The 19077-nt window shown below is 31.0% G+C and carries 18 protein-coding genes; 9 read left to right on the top strand and 9 right to left on the bottom strand.

Annotated elements, in window-relative coordinates; translation table 11 throughout:
* The first annotated feature begins 4 nt into the window (after window positions 1-4).
* The 3 genes from Q0678_RS08935 (at window position 5) to Q0678_RS08925 (ending at window position 3063) form a co-directional block, all read left to right on the top strand.
* Window positions 5-886, top strand: a complete 882-nt coding sequence (locus Q0678_RS08935) for a DUF3078 domain-containing protein (RefSeq protein ID WP_299056839.1) — start codon at window positions 5-7, stop codon at window positions 884-886.
* Window positions 887-942: 56 nt separating this feature from the next.
* Complete coding sequence (locus Q0678_RS08930) at window positions 943-1860, top strand: DUF3078 domain-containing protein (RefSeq protein ID WP_299056836.1); 918 nt, start codon at window positions 943-945, stop codon at window positions 1858-1860.
* Window positions 1861-1947: 87 nt separating this feature from the next.
* Window positions 1948-3063, top strand: coding sequence for a CNNM domain-containing protein (locus tag Q0678_RS08925; RefSeq protein WP_299056825.1), 1116 nt, complete (start codon window positions 1948-1950; stop codon window positions 3061-3063).
* Window positions 3064-3115: 52 nt separating this feature from the next.
* Here Q0678_RS08925 and hflX read toward each other — a convergent pair whose 3' ends face one another.
* Window positions 3116-4336 carry a GTPase HflX gene (gene hflX, locus Q0678_RS08920; RefSeq protein WP_299056822.1) on the bottom strand — a complete coding sequence of 407 codons (1221 nt, stop codon included), beginning with the start codon at window positions 4334-4336 and terminating at the stop codon, window positions 3116-3118.
* Between the two features lie 321 nt (window positions 4337-4657).
* On the opposite strand from hflX, the gene Q0678_RS08915 reads away from it, so the two are divergent.
* Window positions 4658-5632, top strand: a complete 975-nt coding sequence (locus Q0678_RS08915; protein WP_299056819.1) for an endonuclease/exonuclease/phosphatase family protein — start codon at window positions 4658-4660, stop codon at window positions 5630-5632.
* Here the strand turns inward: Q0678_RS08915 and Q0678_RS08910 are convergent.
* Entirely contained in the window at window positions 5629-5868 is a 240-nt protein-coding gene (locus tag Q0678_RS08910; protein WP_299056816.1) for a hypothetical protein, read from the bottom strand. The genes Q0678_RS08915 and Q0678_RS08910 overlap by 4 nt on opposite strands.
* A 48-nt stretch (window positions 5869-5916) precedes the next feature.
* Between Q0678_RS08910 and glpQ the strand changes: the two genes are divergently transcribed.
* Window positions 5917-6891: a glycerophosphodiester phosphodiesterase gene (glpQ, locus tag Q0678_RS08905; RefSeq protein WP_299056813.1), complete on the top strand. Its 975-nt coding sequence runs from the start codon at window positions 5917-5919 to the stop codon at window positions 6889-6891.
* A 182-nt stretch (window positions 6892-7073) separates the two neighbouring features.
* On the opposite strand, the gene Q0678_RS08900 is transcribed toward glpQ, so the two are convergent.
* The 3 genes from Q0678_RS08900 to aspS form a co-directional block, all read right to left on the bottom strand.
* Window positions 7074-8855, bottom strand: a complete 1782-nt coding sequence (locus Q0678_RS08900; protein WP_299056810.1) for a chloride channel protein — start codon at window positions 8853-8855, stop codon at window positions 7074-7076.
* On the bottom strand, window positions 8856-9563 hold the full coding sequence (locus tag Q0678_RS08895) for a DUF6503 family protein (protein WP_299056808.1): 708 nt from the start codon (window positions 9561-9563) through the stop codon (window positions 8856-8858).
* A 72-nt stretch (window positions 9564-9635) separates the two neighbouring features.
* The gene (gene aspS, locus Q0678_RS08890; RefSeq protein ID WP_299056805.1) at window positions 9636-11393 is read right to left on the bottom strand and encodes an aspartate--tRNA ligase; all 1758 of its coding nucleotides are present in this window, start codon (window positions 11391-11393) and stop codon (window positions 9636-9638) included.
* 212 nt (window positions 11394-11605) lie between these two features.
* Between aspS and rsmI the strand changes: the two genes are divergently transcribed.
* Window positions 11606-12277 carry a 16S rRNA (cytidine(1402)-2'-O)-methyltransferase gene (rsmI, locus tag Q0678_RS08885; protein WP_299056802.1) on the top strand — a complete coding sequence of 224 codons (672 nt, stop codon included), beginning with the start codon at window positions 11606-11608 and terminating at the stop codon, window positions 12275-12277.
* A gap of 21 nt (window positions 12278-12298) precedes the next feature.
* Complete coding sequence (locus tag Q0678_RS08880; RefSeq protein WP_299056799.1) at window positions 12299-12646, top strand: HopJ type III effector protein; 348 nt, start codon at window positions 12299-12301, stop codon at window positions 12644-12646.
* 5 nt (window positions 12647-12651) lie between these two features.
* Here Q0678_RS08880 and Q0678_RS08875 read toward each other — a convergent pair whose 3' ends face one another.
* Genes Q0678_RS08875 through Q0678_RS08865 form a run of 3 tightly spaced genes read right to left on the bottom strand, consistent with a single transcriptional unit; the run spans window position 12652 to window position 15868 of the window.
* Window positions 12652-13452, bottom strand: coding sequence for a hypothetical protein (locus Q0678_RS08875; protein ID WP_299056796.1), 801 nt, complete (start codon window positions 13450-13452; stop codon window positions 12652-12654).
* A 55-nt stretch (window positions 13453-13507) separates the two neighbouring features.
* Complete coding sequence (locus Q0678_RS08870) at window positions 13508-15124, bottom strand: Ig-like domain-containing protein (protein ID WP_299056793.1); 1617 nt, start codon at window positions 15122-15124, stop codon at window positions 13508-13510.
* Window positions 15125-15181: 57 nt separating this feature from the next.
* Window positions 15182-15868 (bottom strand): ComF family protein, encoded by a 687-nt coding sequence (locus Q0678_RS08865; RefSeq protein ID WP_299056791.1) that lies wholly within the window; start codon window positions 15866-15868, stop codon window positions 15182-15184.
* 125 nt (window positions 15869-15993) lie between these two features.
* On the opposite strand from Q0678_RS08865, the gene Q0678_RS08860 reads away from it, so the two are divergent.
* Window positions 15994-17535 (top strand): glycine--tRNA ligase, encoded by a 1542-nt coding sequence (locus Q0678_RS08860; protein ID WP_299056789.1) that lies wholly within the window; start codon window positions 15994-15996, stop codon window positions 17533-17535.
* A 71-nt stretch (window positions 17536-17606) separates the two neighbouring features.
* Here Q0678_RS08860 and Q0678_RS08855 read toward each other — a convergent pair whose 3' ends face one another.
* Window positions 17607-18059 carry a heavy-metal-associated domain-containing protein gene (locus Q0678_RS08855; protein WP_299056786.1) on the bottom strand — a complete coding sequence of 151 codons (453 nt, stop codon included), beginning with the start codon at window positions 18057-18059 and terminating at the stop codon, window positions 17607-17609.
* Window positions 18060-18152: 93 nt separating this feature from the next.
* Here Q0678_RS08855 and Q0678_RS08850 point away from each other — a divergent pair, with 93 nt between their 5' ends.
* Window positions 18153-19025, top strand: a complete 873-nt coding sequence (locus Q0678_RS08850; protein ID WP_299056784.1) for a DMT family transporter — start codon at window positions 18153-18155, stop codon at window positions 19023-19025.
* Window positions 19026-19077 lie beyond the last annotated feature (52 nt).

Genomic DNA, 19077 nt, shown 5'->3' with positions numbered 1-19077 from the left:
ATTAATGACTAATTTTTTTAAAACAAATTGTTTCCTCTTTTTGCTTTTCTTAGTTAGTAGTTCTGCTTTGTATGCTCAAAAAAAGAAAAAAGATACACTGCCACAACCAACATGGAAAATTCATGGTAGGTTTGCTTTCGTTTTTAATCAATCTTCTTTTTCTAACTGGTCTTCTGGAGGAGAAAACACCGTAGCCGGAAACTTAAATATAAATTACGACTTTAACTACAAAAAGAAGGGTATTAACTGGGATAGTAGGTTGATAACTGGTTACGGATTAAGTCATATTAGTGATAAAGGATATAGAAAAACAGACGACCGTATCGAAATAAATTCACTGTTCGGACTTAGAACAGGCAACTATTGGTTTTTTTCTTTTATCGGTAACTTTAGAACCCAGTATACAAAAGGTTTTAATTACAAAACCACACCAGAAACTTTGGTGTCTGAGTTTTTTGCACCTGCATACCTAACTTTTGGTCCTGGGATGTTATGGAAAAAATCGGATGATTTAAATATAAATATTGCTCCTGCGAACGCTAGATATACGCTTGTAAGTGATTTTTTTTCAGGGAAATTTGGAGTATCCGAAGGAAGAAATACTGCTTTTAGTTTGGGTTTTAACTTGTCTGGGTATTTTAAATTTACAATTGCAGATAATGTAGAAATGGAAAATATTTTAGCCCTATATTCTGATTATTTAGCTAATGTTGGGAATGTAGATGTAGATTATTTAACCAACATTCGTTTTAAAGTCAATAAAAATATTAAAATGCTCATGACATTTCATACCATTGTAGATGACAATGCCTCTAGTAAAGTGCAATTTAGACAATTGTTTGGGTTAGGGTTAAATTATAGTTTTCATGAAAAAGTGACTTATTAAAAGAAATATTGTCTTAAAAGTAAAAGTTTAATAATAAAAAAAATAAATTAAAAAATATGAAGAAAGTTATTTTAGTGGTTGTTTTATCGTTTTTATACACCATAACAAATGCACAAACAGCAGAAGAGCTAAAAGCAGAACAAGCACCTAAAAATGCTGAAATTGCTAAATTAAAAGGAGAAGTAGCTGCGTTACAAGCAAAAATAGATGCTTTGCCAGGATGGAGAAAAGGTGCCTTTGGTACTGTAGGTGCTAGTTTATCTGGGTTTAATAATTGGTATGCTAGAAATGCGCCAACGGCTGAAGCTGGAAATATAGGGGTTACCGTAAATGGTTTTGCTAATTTAATTCAAGAAGATTTCTTTTGGAGGAACTCTGCAGCTATTAATTTAGGTTGGGTAAAACTAGATGAATCTGGTGTTTCTGGAGACGAAGGGTTTGATACAGCTACGGATGTTTTTACCATTAGCTCTTTATATGGTAAAAGATTGAATAAAAAATGGGCGTTATCTGCTTTAGGTGAATACAGAACCACTATAATAGATAATTTTAACAATCCTGGTTATTTAGATTTAGGTGCCGGTGTAACTTGGACGCCAACTAACAATTTAGTAGTTGTAATGCATCCAGGAAACTACAACTTTGTTTTTAGTGACGGAGATACAGTATTTGAATCTTCTTTAGGAGCAAAAATTGTTGCAGATTATACCAATAAATATGGTGGTTTAAGTGTAAAATCTAACTTATCTATGTTTCAAAGTTATAATTCTTCAGATTTATCTAACTGGACGTGGACAAACTCTTTTGGATATACTATCTGGAAAGGGATTGGTGTTGGTTTAGAAGTTGGTTTACGTAACAATAAGCAAGAAGCCTTAAACAATGCTTTAATTAATGATGCAAATGCTACTTTTAGCACTTTAGATAACAAGTTGCAATCTTATTATTTATTAGGTTTAAGTTACGCCTTTTAATTGTTAAAAGTTATTTTTACAAAACCTCAAGATTACTTTCTTGAGGTTTTTTATTTTTAACTATTTTTACATTATAAAAACATTCGAATGACCTTACTAATTTTATTTGCAACAATTTCTATTTTCTTTTCATTTTTGTGCTCTATTTTAGAAGCTGTTTTATTAAGTATAACACCCACATTTATCAATCTTAAAAAAAGTGAAGGAGAAGCTTTTGCTACTAATTTAGAAGTGCTTAAAAAAGATGTAGACAAGCCTTTAATTGCAATTTTAACTATTAATACAGTTGCACATACTGTAGGCGCAATATTAGTAGGTGTACAAGCAAAAGTTGCTTATGTAGAAATGTATGGAACGGTTGTTAAAACTGTTTTTGGAATTCAAATTACTGAAGATATTATGGTAGGTGTTGTTTCTACTATTATGACTATTTTAATTTTGGTCGCATCAGAAATTATACCCAAAACAATTGGTGCTACTTATTGGAAACAGCTAGCTAATTTTACATCAAAAGCGTTAAACATAATGATTTTTCCATTAAAATGGACGGGTATTTTATGGTTATTACAGTTAACAACAAAGTTAATTGGAGCCAAAGGGCATGGTAGTGTTTTAAGTAGAGAGGGGTTTTTAGTGATGACAGAAATGGCTGAAAAAGAAGGTGTTTTTAGAGAAAGTGAAACTAAGGTTATTAAAAATTTACTTCGTTTTAAAGAGGTGAAAGTTAAAGATGTAATGACCCCAAGGAGTGTCTTAAAAATTGCTGATGAAAAACAAACAATACAATCTTTTTATGACAGCCACAAAACATTACGTTATTCTAGAGTGCCACTTTTTTCTGGCAAAGAAGATCAAATAACTGGATATTTTTTAAAAGACAACCTTTTAGAAGCAATTATCAACGGCCAAGGAAACGCCCTTTTATCATCAATTAAAAGAAACATTATAATTACCAATAGAGAGCTAACAATACCTAATTTATTTGATAAATTAATTAAAGAGAAAGAACATATTGCGTTAGTTGTAGATGAATATGGTTCTGTTAGCGGACTTATTTCTCAAGAAGATGTTATAGAAACATTATTAGGTTTAGAAATTATAGATGAAAGTGATTCTGTAGCAGATTTACAAGCTCATGCCAGAGAATCATGGAAAAATCGATTAAAAGATTTAGACATTCTTAAAAATGATGAGACCAATTAATGATAATCTTACTAAAATTAATTACAAAATAAATAAAAAAGGTAGATAAGTTTTACTCTTCTAATTCTTCTTCTTTAAATTCATAATATAAGAAATCGTTGTACGGAAATCTTTGTATGTGAATTTTTTTAATTTCTTGATAAGACTGTTCTTTAAATTCTTCTAAGTTATTTTTATTCAATGCAGATATAAATATAGACGGTACATCATAGTCATTCATCCACGTTTTTTTCCAATCTTGAAGCGTATAGTGTTCTTTGCCTTTCTCGGTAGTAAGATCATCATCATCGATAGTTTTGTAAGAATAGGCATCAATTTTATTAAAAACCATTAAAGTTGGTTTGTCTGCACACTTAATATCTGCTAGAATATTGTTTACAGAGGCAATATGATCTTCAAAATTAGGATGAGAAATGTCTACAACATGTAGTAAAAGATCGGCTTCTCTAACTTCATCTAAGGTAGATTTAAATGATTCTACTAACTGCGTTGGTAGTTTTCTTATAAACCCAACAGTATCAGTTAGTAAAAAAGGAATATTTTTAATAACCACTTTTCTAACAGTGGTATCTAATGTTGCAAACAGCTTGTTTTCTGCAAAAACATCACTTTTACTTATTACATTCATTAAGGTAGATTTACCAACATTGGTATAGCCTACTAGGGCAACACGCACCATTTTACCACGGTTTTTACGCTGTATACCCATTTGCTTATCGATGGTAATTAGCTTCTTTTTTAAGATGTTTATTTTATCACGAATAATACGTCTGTCTGTTTCTATTTCCGTTTCACCAGGTCCACGCATTCCGATACCCCCTTTTTGCTTGTCTAAGTGTGTCCAAAGTCTGGTTAATCTAGGTAGTAAGTATTGGCACTGTGCTAATTCTACTTGTGTTTTTGCAGAGCTTGTTTGAGCCCTTTGAGCAAAAATGTCTAAGATTAAATTGGTTCTATCTAAAATTTTACAGTCTAAAATTTTTTCTATGTTACGTATTTGTGCAGGTGATAATTCATCATCAAAGATGGCAGTACCTATGTTGTTACTGGCAATAAAATCTCTAACTTCTTCTAATTTACCAACACCTAAAAAAGTTTTAGGGTTTGGTTTCTCCATTTTTTGCACAAAACGTTTTACAGAGACACCGCCTGCAGTTAATGTTAAGAATTCTAATTCGTCTAAATATTCGGTTGATTGGGTTTCATCTTGCTTTTGAGAGATAATACCAATTAAAACAGTTTTTTCAGAAATAACTTCGCGTTCGTCTATCATAGAATGCAAAAATACAAAGTTTTGTATTGTAAATACACAAAAAAATTACCTCTCTAGTTTTTTATAAAAGTTACGTTGATTTTGGCGGTATTAAGTTTGAAACAAAAAAAATGGTGCCAAAAATAAATTTGACACCACATAAATCAATCAACCAAAATTAATTCAAAAAAATAATAATAATTATCTTCTATGCAAATATAATAGTAATACTTTTAATAAAGTAGGTAAAACTAATTTTTTAACATATTTTTATAAAAAATCCCACTCATATTTTTAAACTAGCTTGTTTAATATTTAGTTACTTTTACAAAAAATGCAGTTATGATTGATTTTCTAAAAAGAAGATTACAGAATAAAAATAAAACAACAATTGGTTTTTATAATGTAGAAAATTTGTTTGATACATTAAATAACCTAACTACTTTTGATGATGATTATACTCCGGATGGGAAAAACCAATGGACAGACAAAAGATATACAGATAAACTTAAAAAATTAGGGAGTGTAATTGCTCAATTAGGGCAAAATGTTTCTAAGTTTCCGCCAGCAATTGTTGGATTGGTAGAGGTAGAGAATGCTAGGGTTGTAAAAGACTTGGTGCAATCTAAATACCTAAAAAAACACCATTATGGTTTTGTACATTATGATTCTCCGGATGAGCGTGGTATTGATGTTGCCCTTATTTACAATAAACAATTTTTTGAATATTTAGGTTCTAAAACACATGCTGTTTATTTAGAAAACGATGAAGGTGAAAGGGATTATACTAGAGATATTTTAGAGGTAACCGGACATTTACATGGCGAAATGGTTCATGTTTTTGTTAACCATTGGTCTTCTAGAAGAGAAGGAGTAGAAGAATCTGACCCAAAGAGAATGATTGCTGCCAAAACTTTAAAAAAGGGCATTGAAACAATTAGGGATACAAATTTTAATGCAAAAATTATTGTGATGGGCGATTTTAATGACGACCCAACTAGTAAAAGTGTAAAACTGATTGAAAACGAAGGTTTTATTAACCCAATGAATAGTTTGTGGGATAAAGATCATGTTGGATCTTTAACTTATGAAGGAAAATGGAATTTATTTGATCAGATTTTATTTTCTAAAAACTTTTTAGAGCAAAATACAGGAGCACTTACTTTTAAACACGCAGAGGTTTTTAATAAAAAGTGGCTAAAAGTATTTAAAGGAAAGTTAAAAGGAAGCCCTTTTAGAACTTATATTGGTCCTTGGTATCAAGGTGGTTTTTCAGACCATTTTCCGGTTTACGCATTTTTAGAGAAAGAAGACTAATCTTTACCTTGTTGTTTAAAAGCGTTTCTTAACTTTTCGTCATTTAAAATGTATTTTTTGTATTTACCATCTTTGTATCTGTAGTAAATAAATAAAGGCATAAATACAAATGAGAAAAATAAGACTCCTAATCCCATAACAATTTGAGCTTTTTCGTGTGCTGTATTTACTAAATAACCTCCGGTAATCATCCAAACTAAAAAGACAATAAATAATATTTTTAATGCTAATTTCATCCTACAAAATTACAAAAGTTATATCTTTAAATGCTAAATTAAATTAGAATGAAGTTTATTTTATTTTTTTTAACGGGGTTGCTCTTTTTTTCATGCAACCAACCAAAGAAACAACAACCAATGAACACAAAAGTAGTTATTGCCCATAGAGGCGCATCGGGGTATTTGCCAGAACACACTTTAGAGGCAAAGGCAATGGCATTTGCAATGAATGTAGATTTTATTGAACAAGATTTGGTGTTAAGTAAAGATGATGTTCCTATTGTAATACACGATATTTATTTAGATGACGTTACCGATGTTGCTACAAAGTTTGCAGATAGAAAGAGAAACGATCATAGGTATTATGTAATTGATTTTACTTTTGAAGAATTACAAACTCTGGCTGTTTCTGAACGTTTTGATCCTGTTACAGGCAAACAATTTTATCCGAATAGATTTCCGAAAGAGAAAGGTACTTTTAAATTACACTCGTTACAGCAAGAAATAGAATTGATTCAGGGTTTGAACCAAGCTACTGGGAAAAAAATCGGAATTTATCCAGAAATTAAAGACCCAGCATTTCATGCAAAAGAAGGCAAGCAGCTTACAGAAATTGTATTGCAAATATTGTCTGAATATGGTTACACCACCAAAAAAGATGCTTGCAATTTACAATGTTTTGATGCGAAAGAATTAGAGAGAATTCGTGTTGAATTAAAGTCTGATTTGTTTTTGGTGCAGTTAATGGAATTTCCAGAAGAGGTAAATAACTTAAAACATTTTGCAAGTTATGCAGATGGTATTGGCCCTTGGTATAAGCAAGTGTTAGATAGAAAAGTTCAAGAAAAATGGCAGTTTACATCTTTGGTTTCTGATGCACATGCTCTTGGTTTAAAAGTGCATCCGTATACTTTTAGGGCAGACCAATTAGATGAGTTTTCTTCTTTTGATGCTATGATGCAAACTCTTTTAATTGATGCTAATGTAGATGGTGCTTTTACAGATTTTCCTGATTTGGTAGTTACTTTTCTGAATAAATAAGTAGTCTGATATTGAGGTAATTTTTTGAGCTATTACTAGCTTTTTTTAGATATAAATCACTTCATTTAAAATAAAAACAGAAGCTAGCAAACAAGTTTAGCCCTGATTGAGTGGTGTGTTTGAGCTCTGCCGATTTTTATCGGCAAGCGAGTAACGAAAGCAGGAAATAGCTTCAAAAAAAACTAACTTGTTACCTCTATCAGTTTATTTCTATAGGCAGTAAGTAGTTTAGATTTAGAAATAAAACCTTTGTAAACACCTTCTTTTACAACAGGTAAATTCCAGGCATTGCTGTCTTTAAATTTATCCATTATTTTTTCTATAGAATCGGTTTCGTTAATAATTTCTGGAGCTGCTTTTAGAAAAGCATCTATGGTAACTGAGTTGTAAATTTCGGTGTCGAACATTACAGGTCTAATATCGTCTAACAGAACGATGCCTAAAAATTGATTGTTTTTATTTACAACCGGAAAAATATTTCTAGAAGATTTTGTTACTATTTTTTTTAGCATTTCACCCAATTTCATTTCTGGTTGTACAGCTTTAAAATTGGTTTCTATAAGGTTGTCTATTTGCATCATCATCATTACATTTTTGTCTTTATTATGTGTAATGAGTTCACCTCTTTGGGCCAATTTGTAGGTGTAAATTGAGTTAGAAACAAAATATTTTGTAAATGAAAATGAAATTGCCGCAACCAGCATTAGGGGAACAAATAAGTCATAGCCGCCTGTAATTTCTGCAATTAAAAATATGGCGGTAAGTGGTGCGTGTAAAACACCAGCCATTAAGCCTGTCATGCCAATTAGTGTAAAATTTGCTTCAGATACTTCGAAGCCCAAGCCCATATTGTTAATTATTTTACCAAAGGCATTGCCTAATGAAGCGCCCATGACCAATGTAGGAATAAAAATACCACCAACACCACCTGCAGCAAAGGTTGTACTCATTGCAATAGCTTTAAAAAAGGTTATGAGCAGTAAAATAAGAATGATGCTCCAAACATTATTGTGATCAAATGAAAAGGGCGTATTTCCTATAGCTGCAATATGATTTCCTTTTAATAAATTATTGATCAATCCGTAACCCTCACCGTACAATGAAGGAATTAAATATAAAATACCACCAATAATTACACTGCCTAAAATTAACCGAGTAAACCGTTTTTGAAATTGATAAAAGAATTTTCTAATGGCAAAATAGACCACCGAAAAATAAACCGAAATAATACCTGTAAAAACTCCAAAAATGGCATAGAAACCAAGTTCATTAATTTCGAATTTATCATTCAGTTCAAAACCTAATAAAACATCAGACCCAAGAAAAAGATACGAGGTTACAATAGCTGCTACAGATGCCAGTAAAAGTGGCACCAAAGAAACAAAAGCAATGTCTAAACTAAATACCTCTAGTGCAAAAATAATACCTGCAATAGGTGCTTTAAACATAGAAGACATAGCGCCTGCAGTTGCACAGCCAATTAGTAGCATTCTTGTTTTTGTGTTTAAATGGAGTAGCTTAGAGGTGTAAGATGCTAAAGCTGTTCCTGCGCTTACTGCTGGTCCTTGTAGTCCTACAGAACCTCCAAAACCAACCGTAATTGGAGCAGTAATTAATGATGCATAGATATTGTATTTTGGTATGATTCCTTTTCTTTTAGAAATTGCGTGTAAGGTGGTAGAAATACCATGACCAATATGTTTTTTGAGCCATGTTTTTTTAATAATTGCAACAATTAGCAACCCAATTATAGGGAATATAAAGTATAATGAGTTTTTAGATTCTTTTAAAAAATTAACGGATAATAATAATTGTATATAATGCGTAATGTTTTTAAGTAAAACGGTACCAAAACCGGCTAAAAAACCTACAAAAACACTTAAAATATAGACAAATTGTCTTTCAGAAATATATTTATATCTCCAAATTAAAACCTTTTTTAGTAATTTACTTATTGATGACATTTAGTAAGTTGATAAAATATCTGTTCCTAAATATTTGTTGTCTTTATTATAATACCAAGCTCTATTTTTAGGTATTTTAATATCATTAATTGTTTCTATACCAGATAACAAAATGTATTCTCCACTATTTTCTGTTTCTTTAAAAAATTGATACACTTCCATAGCAAAGGTTTTAGGGTTAAAATAAAAGTACCAAGTATCTTTACCAACTGCTTTGGTATAGGTTGCTTTTAAAACTAGATACTCTTTTCCTTTAAATTTTTTGCGTGCTACTTTTTGATGAATGATTGTGCCTGTATCTTTTAACTTCATTGGCAAACCATACAAATAGGTGTAATAATTCTGATACATTTTTGCACGGTCTTTACTTAAATTATTTTTCTCTAAAGTAGTTGAAGATAAATCGGTTTCTCCATTAAAACTTATAATAACCTCATTTTTGTCAATTTTATATGTTGTGTTATTAGTACCTCTTTTAGTTTTCAAAGAAAAAAACTGTTCTTGTAAATCAATTGATATTTCACTAATTCTTTTGGGTGATTTAGGAGTTTCCATAACAACCTTAAAACTTCCTTTAAAAGTAGCCCAATTATTATTTGGGTCGTGGTATTGTATTGCTTTTTCAAGCAACTGATTTCCTGTAATTTCTTGAGAATACACTTTAACGGCAAACAGAAGAACTATAAATAAGGTTGTTTTTTTCATCATTTAAAAATACTAAAAAAATCCCAGGCTACACAGCATGGGATTTTTATTGTACACTGTTGCAAACAGTATCATTTATTTTTGTTGCAGCGCTAACTGAATACTCAACTCTTTTAGTTGCTCGTTATCTAATGCTGCTGGCGCATCAATCATTACATCTCTACCAGAATTGTTTTTAGGAAAAGCAATAAAATCTCTAATGGTTTCTTGTCCGCCTAAAATAGCAACCAATCTATCTAAACCAAAAGCCAAACCACCATGAGGTGGCGCTCCGTACTCAAAGGCATCCATTAAAAAGCCAAACTGTGCTTTTGCTTCTTCCTCAGAAAAACCAAGATGTTTTAGCATGGTTGCTTGTAGTTGCTTGTCGTGAATTCTAATAGAACCACCACCAATTTCGTTACCGTTTAACACCAAATCGTAGGCATTTGCTTTTACGGCTCCAGGATCTGTTTCTAACAACTCCATTTGCCCAGGTTTTGGTGAAGTAAATGGATGGTGCATTGCATGGTAATTACCTGTTTCTTCATCTAATTCTAACAATGGAAAATCAATTACCCAAAGCGGCGCAAAAACTTTTGGATCTCTCAATCCTAAACGTTCTGCCAATTCCATTCTTAAAGCAGACATTTGTGCTCTTACTTTATTGGTTTCACCAGATAAAACACAAATTAAATCACCTGCTTTGGCACCAGTAGTTGTTGCCCATTTTGCCAAATCTTCTTGATCGTAAAATTTATCTACAGAAGATTTAAAAGTTCCGTCTTCGTTTACACGACAATAAATCATTCCCAAAGCACCAACTTGTGGTCTTTTAACCCAGTCAATTAATTTGTCAATTTCTTTTCTTGTGTATGCGTTTCCACCAGGAACTGCAATACCAACAACCAATTCTGCGCTATTAAAAACGCCAAAATCTTTGTGTTGCGTTACCGCATTTAACTCGCCAAACTCCATCCCAAAACGGATGTCTGGTTTGTCATTTCCATACAAACGCATGGCATCATCAAACAACATTCTAGGAAACTTATCTACCTCTAAATTGTGAATCTCTTTTAGTAAATGACGCGTTAAGCCTTCAAAAATATTTAAAATATCTTCTTGCTCTACAAATGCCATTTCACAGTCTATTTGTGTAAATTCTGGTTGTCTGTCTGCACGTAAATCTTCGTCTCTAAAACATTTTACAATCTGAAAATATTTATCCATTCCGCCAACCATCAACAATTGTTTAAAGGTTTGCGGAGATTGTGGTAATGCATAAAACTGCCCTTCATTCATACGAGAAGGTACCACAAAATCTCTTGCTCCTTCAGGAGTTGATTTAATTAAATAAGGTGTTTCAACCTCAATAAATGCTTGGTCAGACAAGTATTTTCTAACTTCCATTGCCACTTTATGACGAAAAATCAAACTGTCTTTTACAGGGTTTCTACGAATGTCTAAATACCTGTATTTCATACGAATATCTTCGCCGCCATCCGTTTCATTTTCAATAGTAAAAGGTGGTAATTTCGCTTTGTTAAGAATCTCTAGTTTGCTAACAAGTACTTCAATAGCACCAGTAGCCATATTTTGGTTTTTAGACTCACGCTCAATAACCGTTCCTGTTACCTGAATCACAAACTCTCTACCTAAAGATTTTGCTTTTTCCATCATTTCTTTTGGCGTACGCTCTTCGTCAAAAATTAACTGTGTAATTCCGTAACGATCACGCAGGTCTACCCAAATCATAAAACCTTTGTCTCTAGATTTCTGTACCCAACCGGCAAGCGTTACTTCAGTATTTATATGCGAGGCGTTTAATTCGCCACAAGAATGACTTCTATACATTGTAATTTTTAATTTATAATTCTATTTTTTTAGAATTCAGCTGCAAAATTAATCATTTTCTACTAAATATCTCTTTTTTGGGCGTTCATTTCTTCTCAGAAATGCCCCGCTTTTCGTTATATCTTTTTGCGAAAAACAAAAAGGATGTCACTTCAATCGGTAACGCAAGCATTTAGTTTGTAAATTTGTATTTTAAAGTAGATAACCAAAACATGAGTAAACTATATTTAGTGCCTACGCCAATTGGTAATTTAGAAGACATCACCTTTAGAGCAATTAGTGTTTTAAAAGACGTCGATTTTATTTTAGCAGAAGATACCAGAACTAGCGGAAAATTGCTGAAGCATTTTGAAATTGCTACGCAAATGCACAGTCATCATATGCATAACGAGCACAAATCTGTAAAAGGAATTGTGCAAAGAATACAAAACGGAGAAACCTGTGCCTTAATTTCAGATGCAGGTACACCTGCCATTTCAGATCCAGGTTTTTTATTAACAAGAGCTTGTGTAGAAAACAACATTGAAGTAGATTGTTTACCTGGTGCGACAGCATTTGTACCTGCTTTGGTAAATTCTGGCTTGCCAAACGACAAGTTTGTTTTTGAAGGTTTTTTACCTGTAAAAAAAGGAAGACAAACGCGTTTATTGCTTCTTGCCGAAGAAACAAGAACCATGATTTTTTATGAAAGTCCGCATAAACTTGTAAAAACATTAAGTCATTTTGTGGAGTATTTTGGAGCAGAAAGAGCTGTTTCTGTTTCAAGAGAACTCACAAAAATGTTTGAAGAAACCGTAAGAGGAACCGCAACAGAAGTATTAGCGCATTACACCAACAAGCCGCCAAAAGGTGAAATTGTTGTTGTAGTGGGTGGTAAAAAATAAATTTATATATAAAGATTTATAATGAGCATACAAGAATTTAAGACAAAACTAAAAGGAAACCCAACTTCAATTTTATTTGTAGAAACCATGCAAGTAATTGAAGATAATTACAACTTTACACCAACCACTTTTACAAACGGAGACATTACTAACAATGCAGGCGAAAACTCTGGTTCTTGCAAAGTATTTGCGTTTGCTGTGCATCAAAAGTTAACAAAAGAAGCAACTTTATTTTGCTTTGGAGAGCATTATAAAAGTGTTTTAGAAGATATTGATGGAGATTCTCATCAAAATATTCGTAATTTTATGAAAACTGGTTTTAAAGGACTGTCTTTTAATGAAAACACTTTAGTGGTAAAAGAGCACTAATCTTATTAAAAACATTTAAAACCGTTACTATCTCTAATTCGGTAAATAATTCCAATTTTAAAAGAAGTTAAAGATTCGTTGTCTTTATTTTCGGGAACATCTGCATTGATACCATCTATAAAATCAGAGTTGTATAAGTTTAAGGTTATTCTAGTGTCTATATCAAGATTTCTAAGAATGTTAAATCTAATACCACTTGTTAAACTTAATCCAATAGCATTTCCTTTTCCAATTTCTCTAGCTGTATCTAGCCTATATTTTTCTGGTAGAAACATTTCATTAGTTGTCCAGTCACCTAGATCAGAAGTTAGTGTGTTTTCATAGTTAATTACATTAACTCCAGTACTAATATATGGACTTATTATGTGTCTCACCCTTCCTAAACTACTATTAAAGTCAGACAAGTCTCTAAAATGATACTCTATTTCTATACCTGCACTATAACTTTTCACACTTCCTTTCATAGCTCTTAATAAGGTAGAAGTAATACCTGTACCATTTACCCATTTACCATTATGATATAAGTCTCTTTTAGTCTCTAAATTTATAGAAGTTCTTAGTAAAATATGGTTTTTTAGATCTTTTCTACCTAACCAAGAACGTTGTAACTCATAAAAATATAAAGAGTGAGCAATCGAAAAAGAAGCCGCAGTTAAATCTATGTTACTGGCAGTATTATATCTTTGTCCGTAATCTGTTTGCATACTGGCATACCCGGTATAAATACCAATGTCATGATTTAATTGTTGCGAATGAGATTTTAAAACACAGACAATTGTTACAAAAAATATTAAAAAAATTCTCAAAAGTTTAGAGGCTTATTTTTAAACAAATATAGGCTTATTTTTATAATTTCAAAGTTTAATTTTTAATTCTAAAAATATTCTTATCTAAATAATAATTTGCTCTTAATTTTAAGGGTTCTTCGTAGTAAATAATTTTTTCTGGTTGAAGATTTAATAAATAATTACCAGTGTCCCATTTGTTATTTTTGTTAACATCTATAGTAGCTCTAATATAGTAGGTGTTAGGTTCTAATAGATTGAAAACTAGTTTTTTACTGTTTTCTACAAAGTGTTTTTCTACAAGGTTTTTTTTCTTTTCCCCTTCAAGAATTTCAATAATTAATTGATGAGGTGTTTCGTTTTCTATGTCTACAGTAATTCTTCCATAGTCTTCAATTTCTTTAGTAGAAAAGCTAAAATTTAAAGTATCATTTTTTTGATTATAAATATCAAAAACACTTTCTGGCAGCATTTTTAAAGAATATTTTTGTTTGGGTTTTTTATCAAAAATTAGCGCAAATTTATTCTCTTTTTTAGAGATATAATTGGTGTAAGAAACAGCTATAGAGTCTTTGTCAATTAGCTTTATTTTACTGGTATCTATGCTTACAATAGGGTTTGTACCTTTGATAAATAAAGTATCTCTTAAATGAAGCGTTCTGCTAATAGAAGAACTGATTATTAAAGAGTCTATTTTCTTTTTTCTAAGCTTAACAGTAACTGAGTCTATAGTTTTGTTGTTTGATACAATAAAATTTAAAGAATCAGCTTCAAATGGTGTAAACCAAAAGTTTAAAGTATCTTTATCTAACTCAAATTTAGAGATGCTTTTAAATTCCTTAGGAGTTTTAGAAATAACGTCTATGCGTAAGGAGTCTATTTTTCCTTCATACCCAAAAGCTATTTTTCCCTTACTAATTTCTTTACCTCGTTTAAATTTATAAGTTAGATTTTCTTTAAAAATAGATATGTTGTTTTTTAGAACACTGTCTCTTGGTAAAACGATAGTATCTGAGTAAAAACCAATTTCATCTTCTTTCGCATTAAAAACATAATCGCTGTTTTTTTCTTTTAGGGCTAATAAGAAATACTTACCTTCCTTAATATTTGTTAAATTAAATAACGAACTATCTAAAGAATTTGTAACATAGTTTGGTTTTTTGTTGAAAACTATAGAGTCATTAAAAGTACTATCTATTTTGTATAATAGTATATTTATATTTTTTGGCTTATCTGCTAAGAACGCATTTTTAACTTCTCCTTTTATTGATAATGAATCAATAAATTTACCCGTAGAAAAAATATATTTAAAACTTTCTAATGGGTTTCCTTCATTATTGTCTTCAATAGAGTTTCCGAAATTTATAATATAGGTGGTGTTTTTTAATAATGTATCTAATATTTTTAAGTTTAAATATTTACTTGCTGTACTTTGTGGTGTTACCAATAAAGGATTTTTTAATGGAGGTGATACTATCAGCTGTTTGTTTAAATCTTTTAATTTAACAAACTCATTAAAGCTCAACTTTATCTCTTTTTTATTAAAATTGGTTGTTTTGTATGCCGGATTTGCTGTTACAAATAAAGGTGCTTCTTCGTCTTTAGGACCTCCTTCTGGTCTTCCTGTTCTAGCACATTGACTAAGAACAATAGTTAAAATAAAAAATAAAGCAACTCTAAAAAATGGTTTCACAAATAATAAATTTTTATACAAATTAACAATATATTTTTCATTTATGTAGCATAAATTTTAAGCAGTATATGCCATAGTTAAAATGCTAATTTTTACTCCGGTTGTCTTTTGTAAGGCTTTACTACAAGCTTCTAAAGTTGCACCGGTTGTAATTACATCGTCTACAAGTAAAAGATGTTTGTTTCTAATTAAGTTTGTGTTTTTAGTTGTAAACTTTGTGTCGTTATTATTAAAACGCTCAAATCGAGATTTAATAGTTTGAGTTTTAGATGTTGATGTTCTCTGTAAAATACTCTCAAGAAATGGTTTGTTTAAATGCTTACTAATTGTTTTACCGAACTCTGAAACCTGATTGTATCCTCTAATTTTTTCCTTTTTAGGATGTAATGGTACTGGTATAATAAAATCAACCTTAGCAAAAGAAGGATTGTTTTTTATAATTTCACCCAACCAATTTCCCATTAAAACCCCAATTTGTTGGTTTCCTTTGTATTTTAGTTCCTGAATCAATTTTTTAGTAATTCCTTGTTTTTTATAATACAGTAAAGCATTCCCGTACTCAATGTTTACTTTTCCGTAGAAACTTTTAATAATTTTATTGTCTGAGTAACAGTTAAAATTAGTTAATGGTAAATCATGTCTGCAAAATGTGCAAATTATAGTTTCATTTTGTAGCAACTGCTGCTCGCAATTTGCACAAATTTTAGGATAAAAAACTTGAAATAAATCTTTTAGAATTGTCATTTTTTTAAGAATTCCTTTTAAAGATACGGATTTTAATTTACTAGAGAAGTGGCTAAAATTAGACTTTAAAAAATGAAAAGGTTTTTCTTGAAAAATATAGGTAATCGCTTATCTTTGCCATAATTATGGCAAAACAAGAAGATCAATTTAAAAAAGTATTATCGCACGCTAAAGAATATGGTTATGTTTTTCAGTCTTCTGAAATTTATGATGGATTAAGTGCGGTATACGATTATGCTCAAAATGGAGTTGAGCTAAAAAAGAATATTAGAGATTATTGGTGGAAAGCAATGGTGCAAATGCATGAAAATATTGTAGGTATTGATGCTGCAATTTTAATGCACCCAACTACCTGGAAAGCTTCTGGGCATGTAGATGCTTTTAATGATCCTTTAATTGACAACAAAGATTCTAAAAAACGTTACAGAGCAGATGTCTTAATAGAAGATTATTGTGCTAAAATTGAAGCAAAAATAAATAAAGAAGTAGCCAAAGCAGCAAAACGTTTTGGAGACGCTTTTAATAAAGACGAGTTTTTAGCAACCAATCCAAGAGTTGTAGGCTATCAAGATAAAATAAATACCATTCTATCTAGAATGGGCAAGTCGTTAGCAGAAGAAAATTTAGCTGATGTAAAAGCATTGATTGAAGAGTTAGAAATAGCAGATCCGTTAACTGGTTCTAGAAACTGGACAGAGGTAAAGCAGTTTAATTTAATGTTTGGTACAAAGTTAGGTGCGTCTGCAGATACAGCGATGGATTTGTATTTAAGACCAGAAACCGCACAAGGTATTTTTGTAAACTTTTTAAATGTTCAAAAAACTGGTAGAATGAAAATTCCTTTCGGAATTGCACAAACTGGTAAAGCATTTAGAAATGAAATTGTAGCGAGACAATTTATTTTTAGAATGCGTGAATTTGAACAAATGGAAATGCAATTTTTTGTAAAGCCAGGCACTCAAAAAGAATGGTATGATACTTGGAAAGAAACACGATTAAAGTGGCACTTATCTTTAGGTATGGGTGCAGAAAATTATCGTTTTCATGACCATGATAAATTAGCGCACTATGCAGATGCAGCGGCAGATATTGAGTTTAATTTTCCTTTCGGTTTTAAAGAATTAGAAGGCATTCATTCTCGTACAGATTTCGATTTAAAAGCACATGAAGAATTTTCTGGAAAAAAATTACAGTATTTCGATCATGAAGAAAATAAAAATTACGTACCCTATGTTGTAGAAACTTCTATCGGTTTAGATAGAATGTTTTTGGCTGTTTTTTCTAATTCTCTACAAGAAGAAGAGTTAGAAAACGGAACAACTAGAACCGTTTTAAAATTACCCGCAGTTTTGGCTCCTTTTAAAGCCGCGGTTTTACCATTGGTTAAAAAAGATGGTTTGCCAGAGGTTGCCAGAGAAATTTTAGATGAGTTAAAATGGGATTTTAATGTTTTTTATGATGAAAAAGATGCGGTAGGTAAACGCTATAGAAGACAAGATGCTGCCGGTACACCTTTTTGCATTACTGTAGATCATCAAACTTTAGAAGACAAAACCGTTACCATAAGACACAGAGATTCAATGGATCAAAAGCGTGTTGCAATAGCAGACTTAAAAGAAATAATTAAGGCAGAAGTAGCTGTAAAAACTTGGTTACAGAAGATATAATTTTAGTTACAATAAAAAAAGGCTGAATCTTACATTAAGATTCAGCCTTTTTTTATTGTCTATTATTTTTACTATGCTTTTTTTGAAGTGCAACAAGCCATTTTACAGTCTTCTTTACATTCCTTTTTACCTTCTTTCATTTCACATTCTTTTTTACAAGAATCATTACAAGCATGCTTTTCTTTGTTAGATACTTCATTGGCTTTGTATAATTCGCCACCAGCAATACCGCCTACAAAAGCAATTAAATCTTCTTTAGAAGTTTTGCTAGCATCAAACTCTATGTTTGCAATACTGTCTGTAAAAATAACTTTTGCATCTATAACGCCTTCTTTTTTAGAAAGTTTGGATTGTATTGTTTTTGCACAACCAATCTCGCAAGTCATACCAGAAATAGCTAAAGAAACACGTTGCTTATTTTCGGCTAAAACTTCCGTTTTCTCTGCTTTTTTTTCTTGATTCTTACAAGCTGTAAGAGTGAAACATGCAATTGCGATTGCGAATATAATTTTTTGGATTTTCATTTTTGTCAGTGTTAAATTTATCATACAAATTTATAAATATTCTTGCTGATATTTAAAGATTTATCGGATTTTTACACAAAATTTAAGCAACCTATGAACAATCAGCAGCAAAAATGGATGTACCTAATTATACTTTCTGTAGTTTGGGGAAGTTCTTTTATCTTGATGAAAAAGGCATTATTGGGCGTAACTCCGATTCAACTTGGTGCTTTAAGAATGATTTTTACAGCTATTTTTCTATTGTCAGTTGCTGCTTCATCCATAAGAAAAATTCAAAAAAAACATTGGAAATATATTTCATTAACAGCCTTGGCAGGTACTTTTATTCCTGGTTTTTTGTTTGCTTTTGCAATTACAAGTATCGACAGTGCTATTGTTTCTATATTAAATTCTTTAACGCCTTTTAATACACTAATTATTGGTGCATCTGTTTTTGGTTTTTCTTTTAAAAAGAGACAGTTTTATGGAATACTAATAGGTTTAATTGGTACTTTGATTTTGATTTTAAAGGGAGCAAATTTACATCCTGATCAAAATTATTGGTATGCTATTTTAATAATTATTGCTTCAGTAGGATACGCTATAAATGCAAATATGATAAAAAAATATTTATATGATTTAGATGCCTTAGCAATTACAACAGGTAATTTTTTATTGTTATTATTTCCTGCAATTATAGTTTTAGTATGTACTAATTTTTTTAACGAATTTGTGTTTGATAAAAAAGGACTAGTATCACTTGGTTATTTACTTATATTATCTATTGTTGGCACTGGTGTAGCCAAGACAATTTATAATAAGTTAGTGCAAATTTCAACGCCAGTTTTTTCTTCTTCGGTGACTTATTTAATTCCGATTGTTGCTATTTTCTGGGGAGCTTTAGATGGCGAAACATTAAGTTTAATTCAGATTTTAGGAGGTTTTGTTATTTTATTAGGAGTTTACTTGGTAAACAAGAGGAAGTAGGTTTTAATTAGAGGGAAGTTGGAAGATAGGAGTTGGAAGAGAGAAAAAAGAA

This window comes from uncultured Polaribacter sp. (assembly GCF_947497125.1).
GTDB lineage: Bacteria > Bacteroidota > Bacteroidia > Flavobacteriales > Flavobacteriaceae > Polaribacter.
The sequence above is the reverse complement of the archived record's forward strand: the minus strand, read 5'-3'. Positions and strand labels throughout refer to the sequence as shown.

Bases quoted from the DNA above. Each gene is read 5' to 3' on its own strand.
- Q0678_RS08915 (WP_299056819.1), top strand. From the start codon at position 4,658: ATGATTGATTTTCTAAAAAGAAGATTACAGAATAAAAATAAAACAACA.
- Q0678_RS08925 (WP_299056825.1), top strand. From the start codon at position 1,948: ATGACCTTACTAATTTTATTTGCAACAATTTCTATTTTCTTTTCATTT.
- Q0678_RS08850 (WP_299056784.1), top strand. From the start codon at position 18,153: ATGAACAATCAGCAGCAAAAATGGATGTACCTAATTATACTTTCTGTA.
- Q0678_RS08935 (WP_299056839.1), top strand. From the start codon at position 5: ATGACTAATTTTTTTAAAACAAATTGTTTCCTCTTTTTGCTTTTCTTA.
- Q0678_RS08855 (WP_299056786.1), bottom strand. From the start codon at position 18,059: ATGAAAATCCAAAAAATTATATTCGCAATCGCAATTGCATGTTTCACT.
- glpQ (WP_299056813.1), top strand. From the start codon at position 5,917: ATGAAGTTTATTTTATTTTTTTTAACGGGGTTGCTCTTTTTTTCATGC.
- rsmI (WP_299056802.1), top strand. From the start codon at position 11,606: ATGAGTAAACTATATTTAGTGCCTACGCCAATTGGTAATTTAGAAGAC.
- Q0678_RS08860 (WP_299056789.1), top strand. From the start codon at position 15,994: ATGGCAAAACAAGAAGATCAATTTAAAAAAGTATTATCGCACGCTAAA.
- Q0678_RS08880 (WP_299056799.1), top strand. From the start codon at position 12,299: ATGAGCATACAAGAATTTAAGACAAAACTAAAAGGAAACCCAACTTCA.
- Q0678_RS08930 (WP_299056836.1), top strand. From the start codon at position 943: ATGAAGAAAGTTATTTTAGTGGTTGTTTTATCGTTTTTATACACCATA.
- hflX (WP_299056822.1), bottom strand. From the start codon at position 4,336: ATGATAGACGAACGCGAAGTTATTTCTGAAAAAACTGTTTTAATTGGT.
- Q0678_RS08900 (WP_299056810.1), bottom strand. From the start codon at position 8,855: ATGTCATCAATAAGTAAATTACTAAAAAAGGTTTTAATTTGGAGATAT.
- aspS (WP_299056805.1), bottom strand. From the start codon at position 11,393: ATGTATAGAAGTCATTCTTGTGGCGAATTAAACGCCTCGCATATAAAT.
- Q0678_RS08865 (WP_299056791.1), bottom strand. From the start codon at position 15,868: ATGACAATTCTAAAAGATTTATTTCAAGTTTTTTATCCTAAAATTTGT.
- Q0678_RS08895 (WP_299056808.1), bottom strand. From the start codon at position 9,563: ATGATGAAAAAAACAACCTTATTTATAGTTCTTCTGTTTGCCGTTAAA.
- Q0678_RS08910 (WP_299056816.1), bottom strand. From the start codon at position 5,868: ATGAAATTAGCATTAAAAATATTATTTATTGTCTTTTTAGTTTGGATG.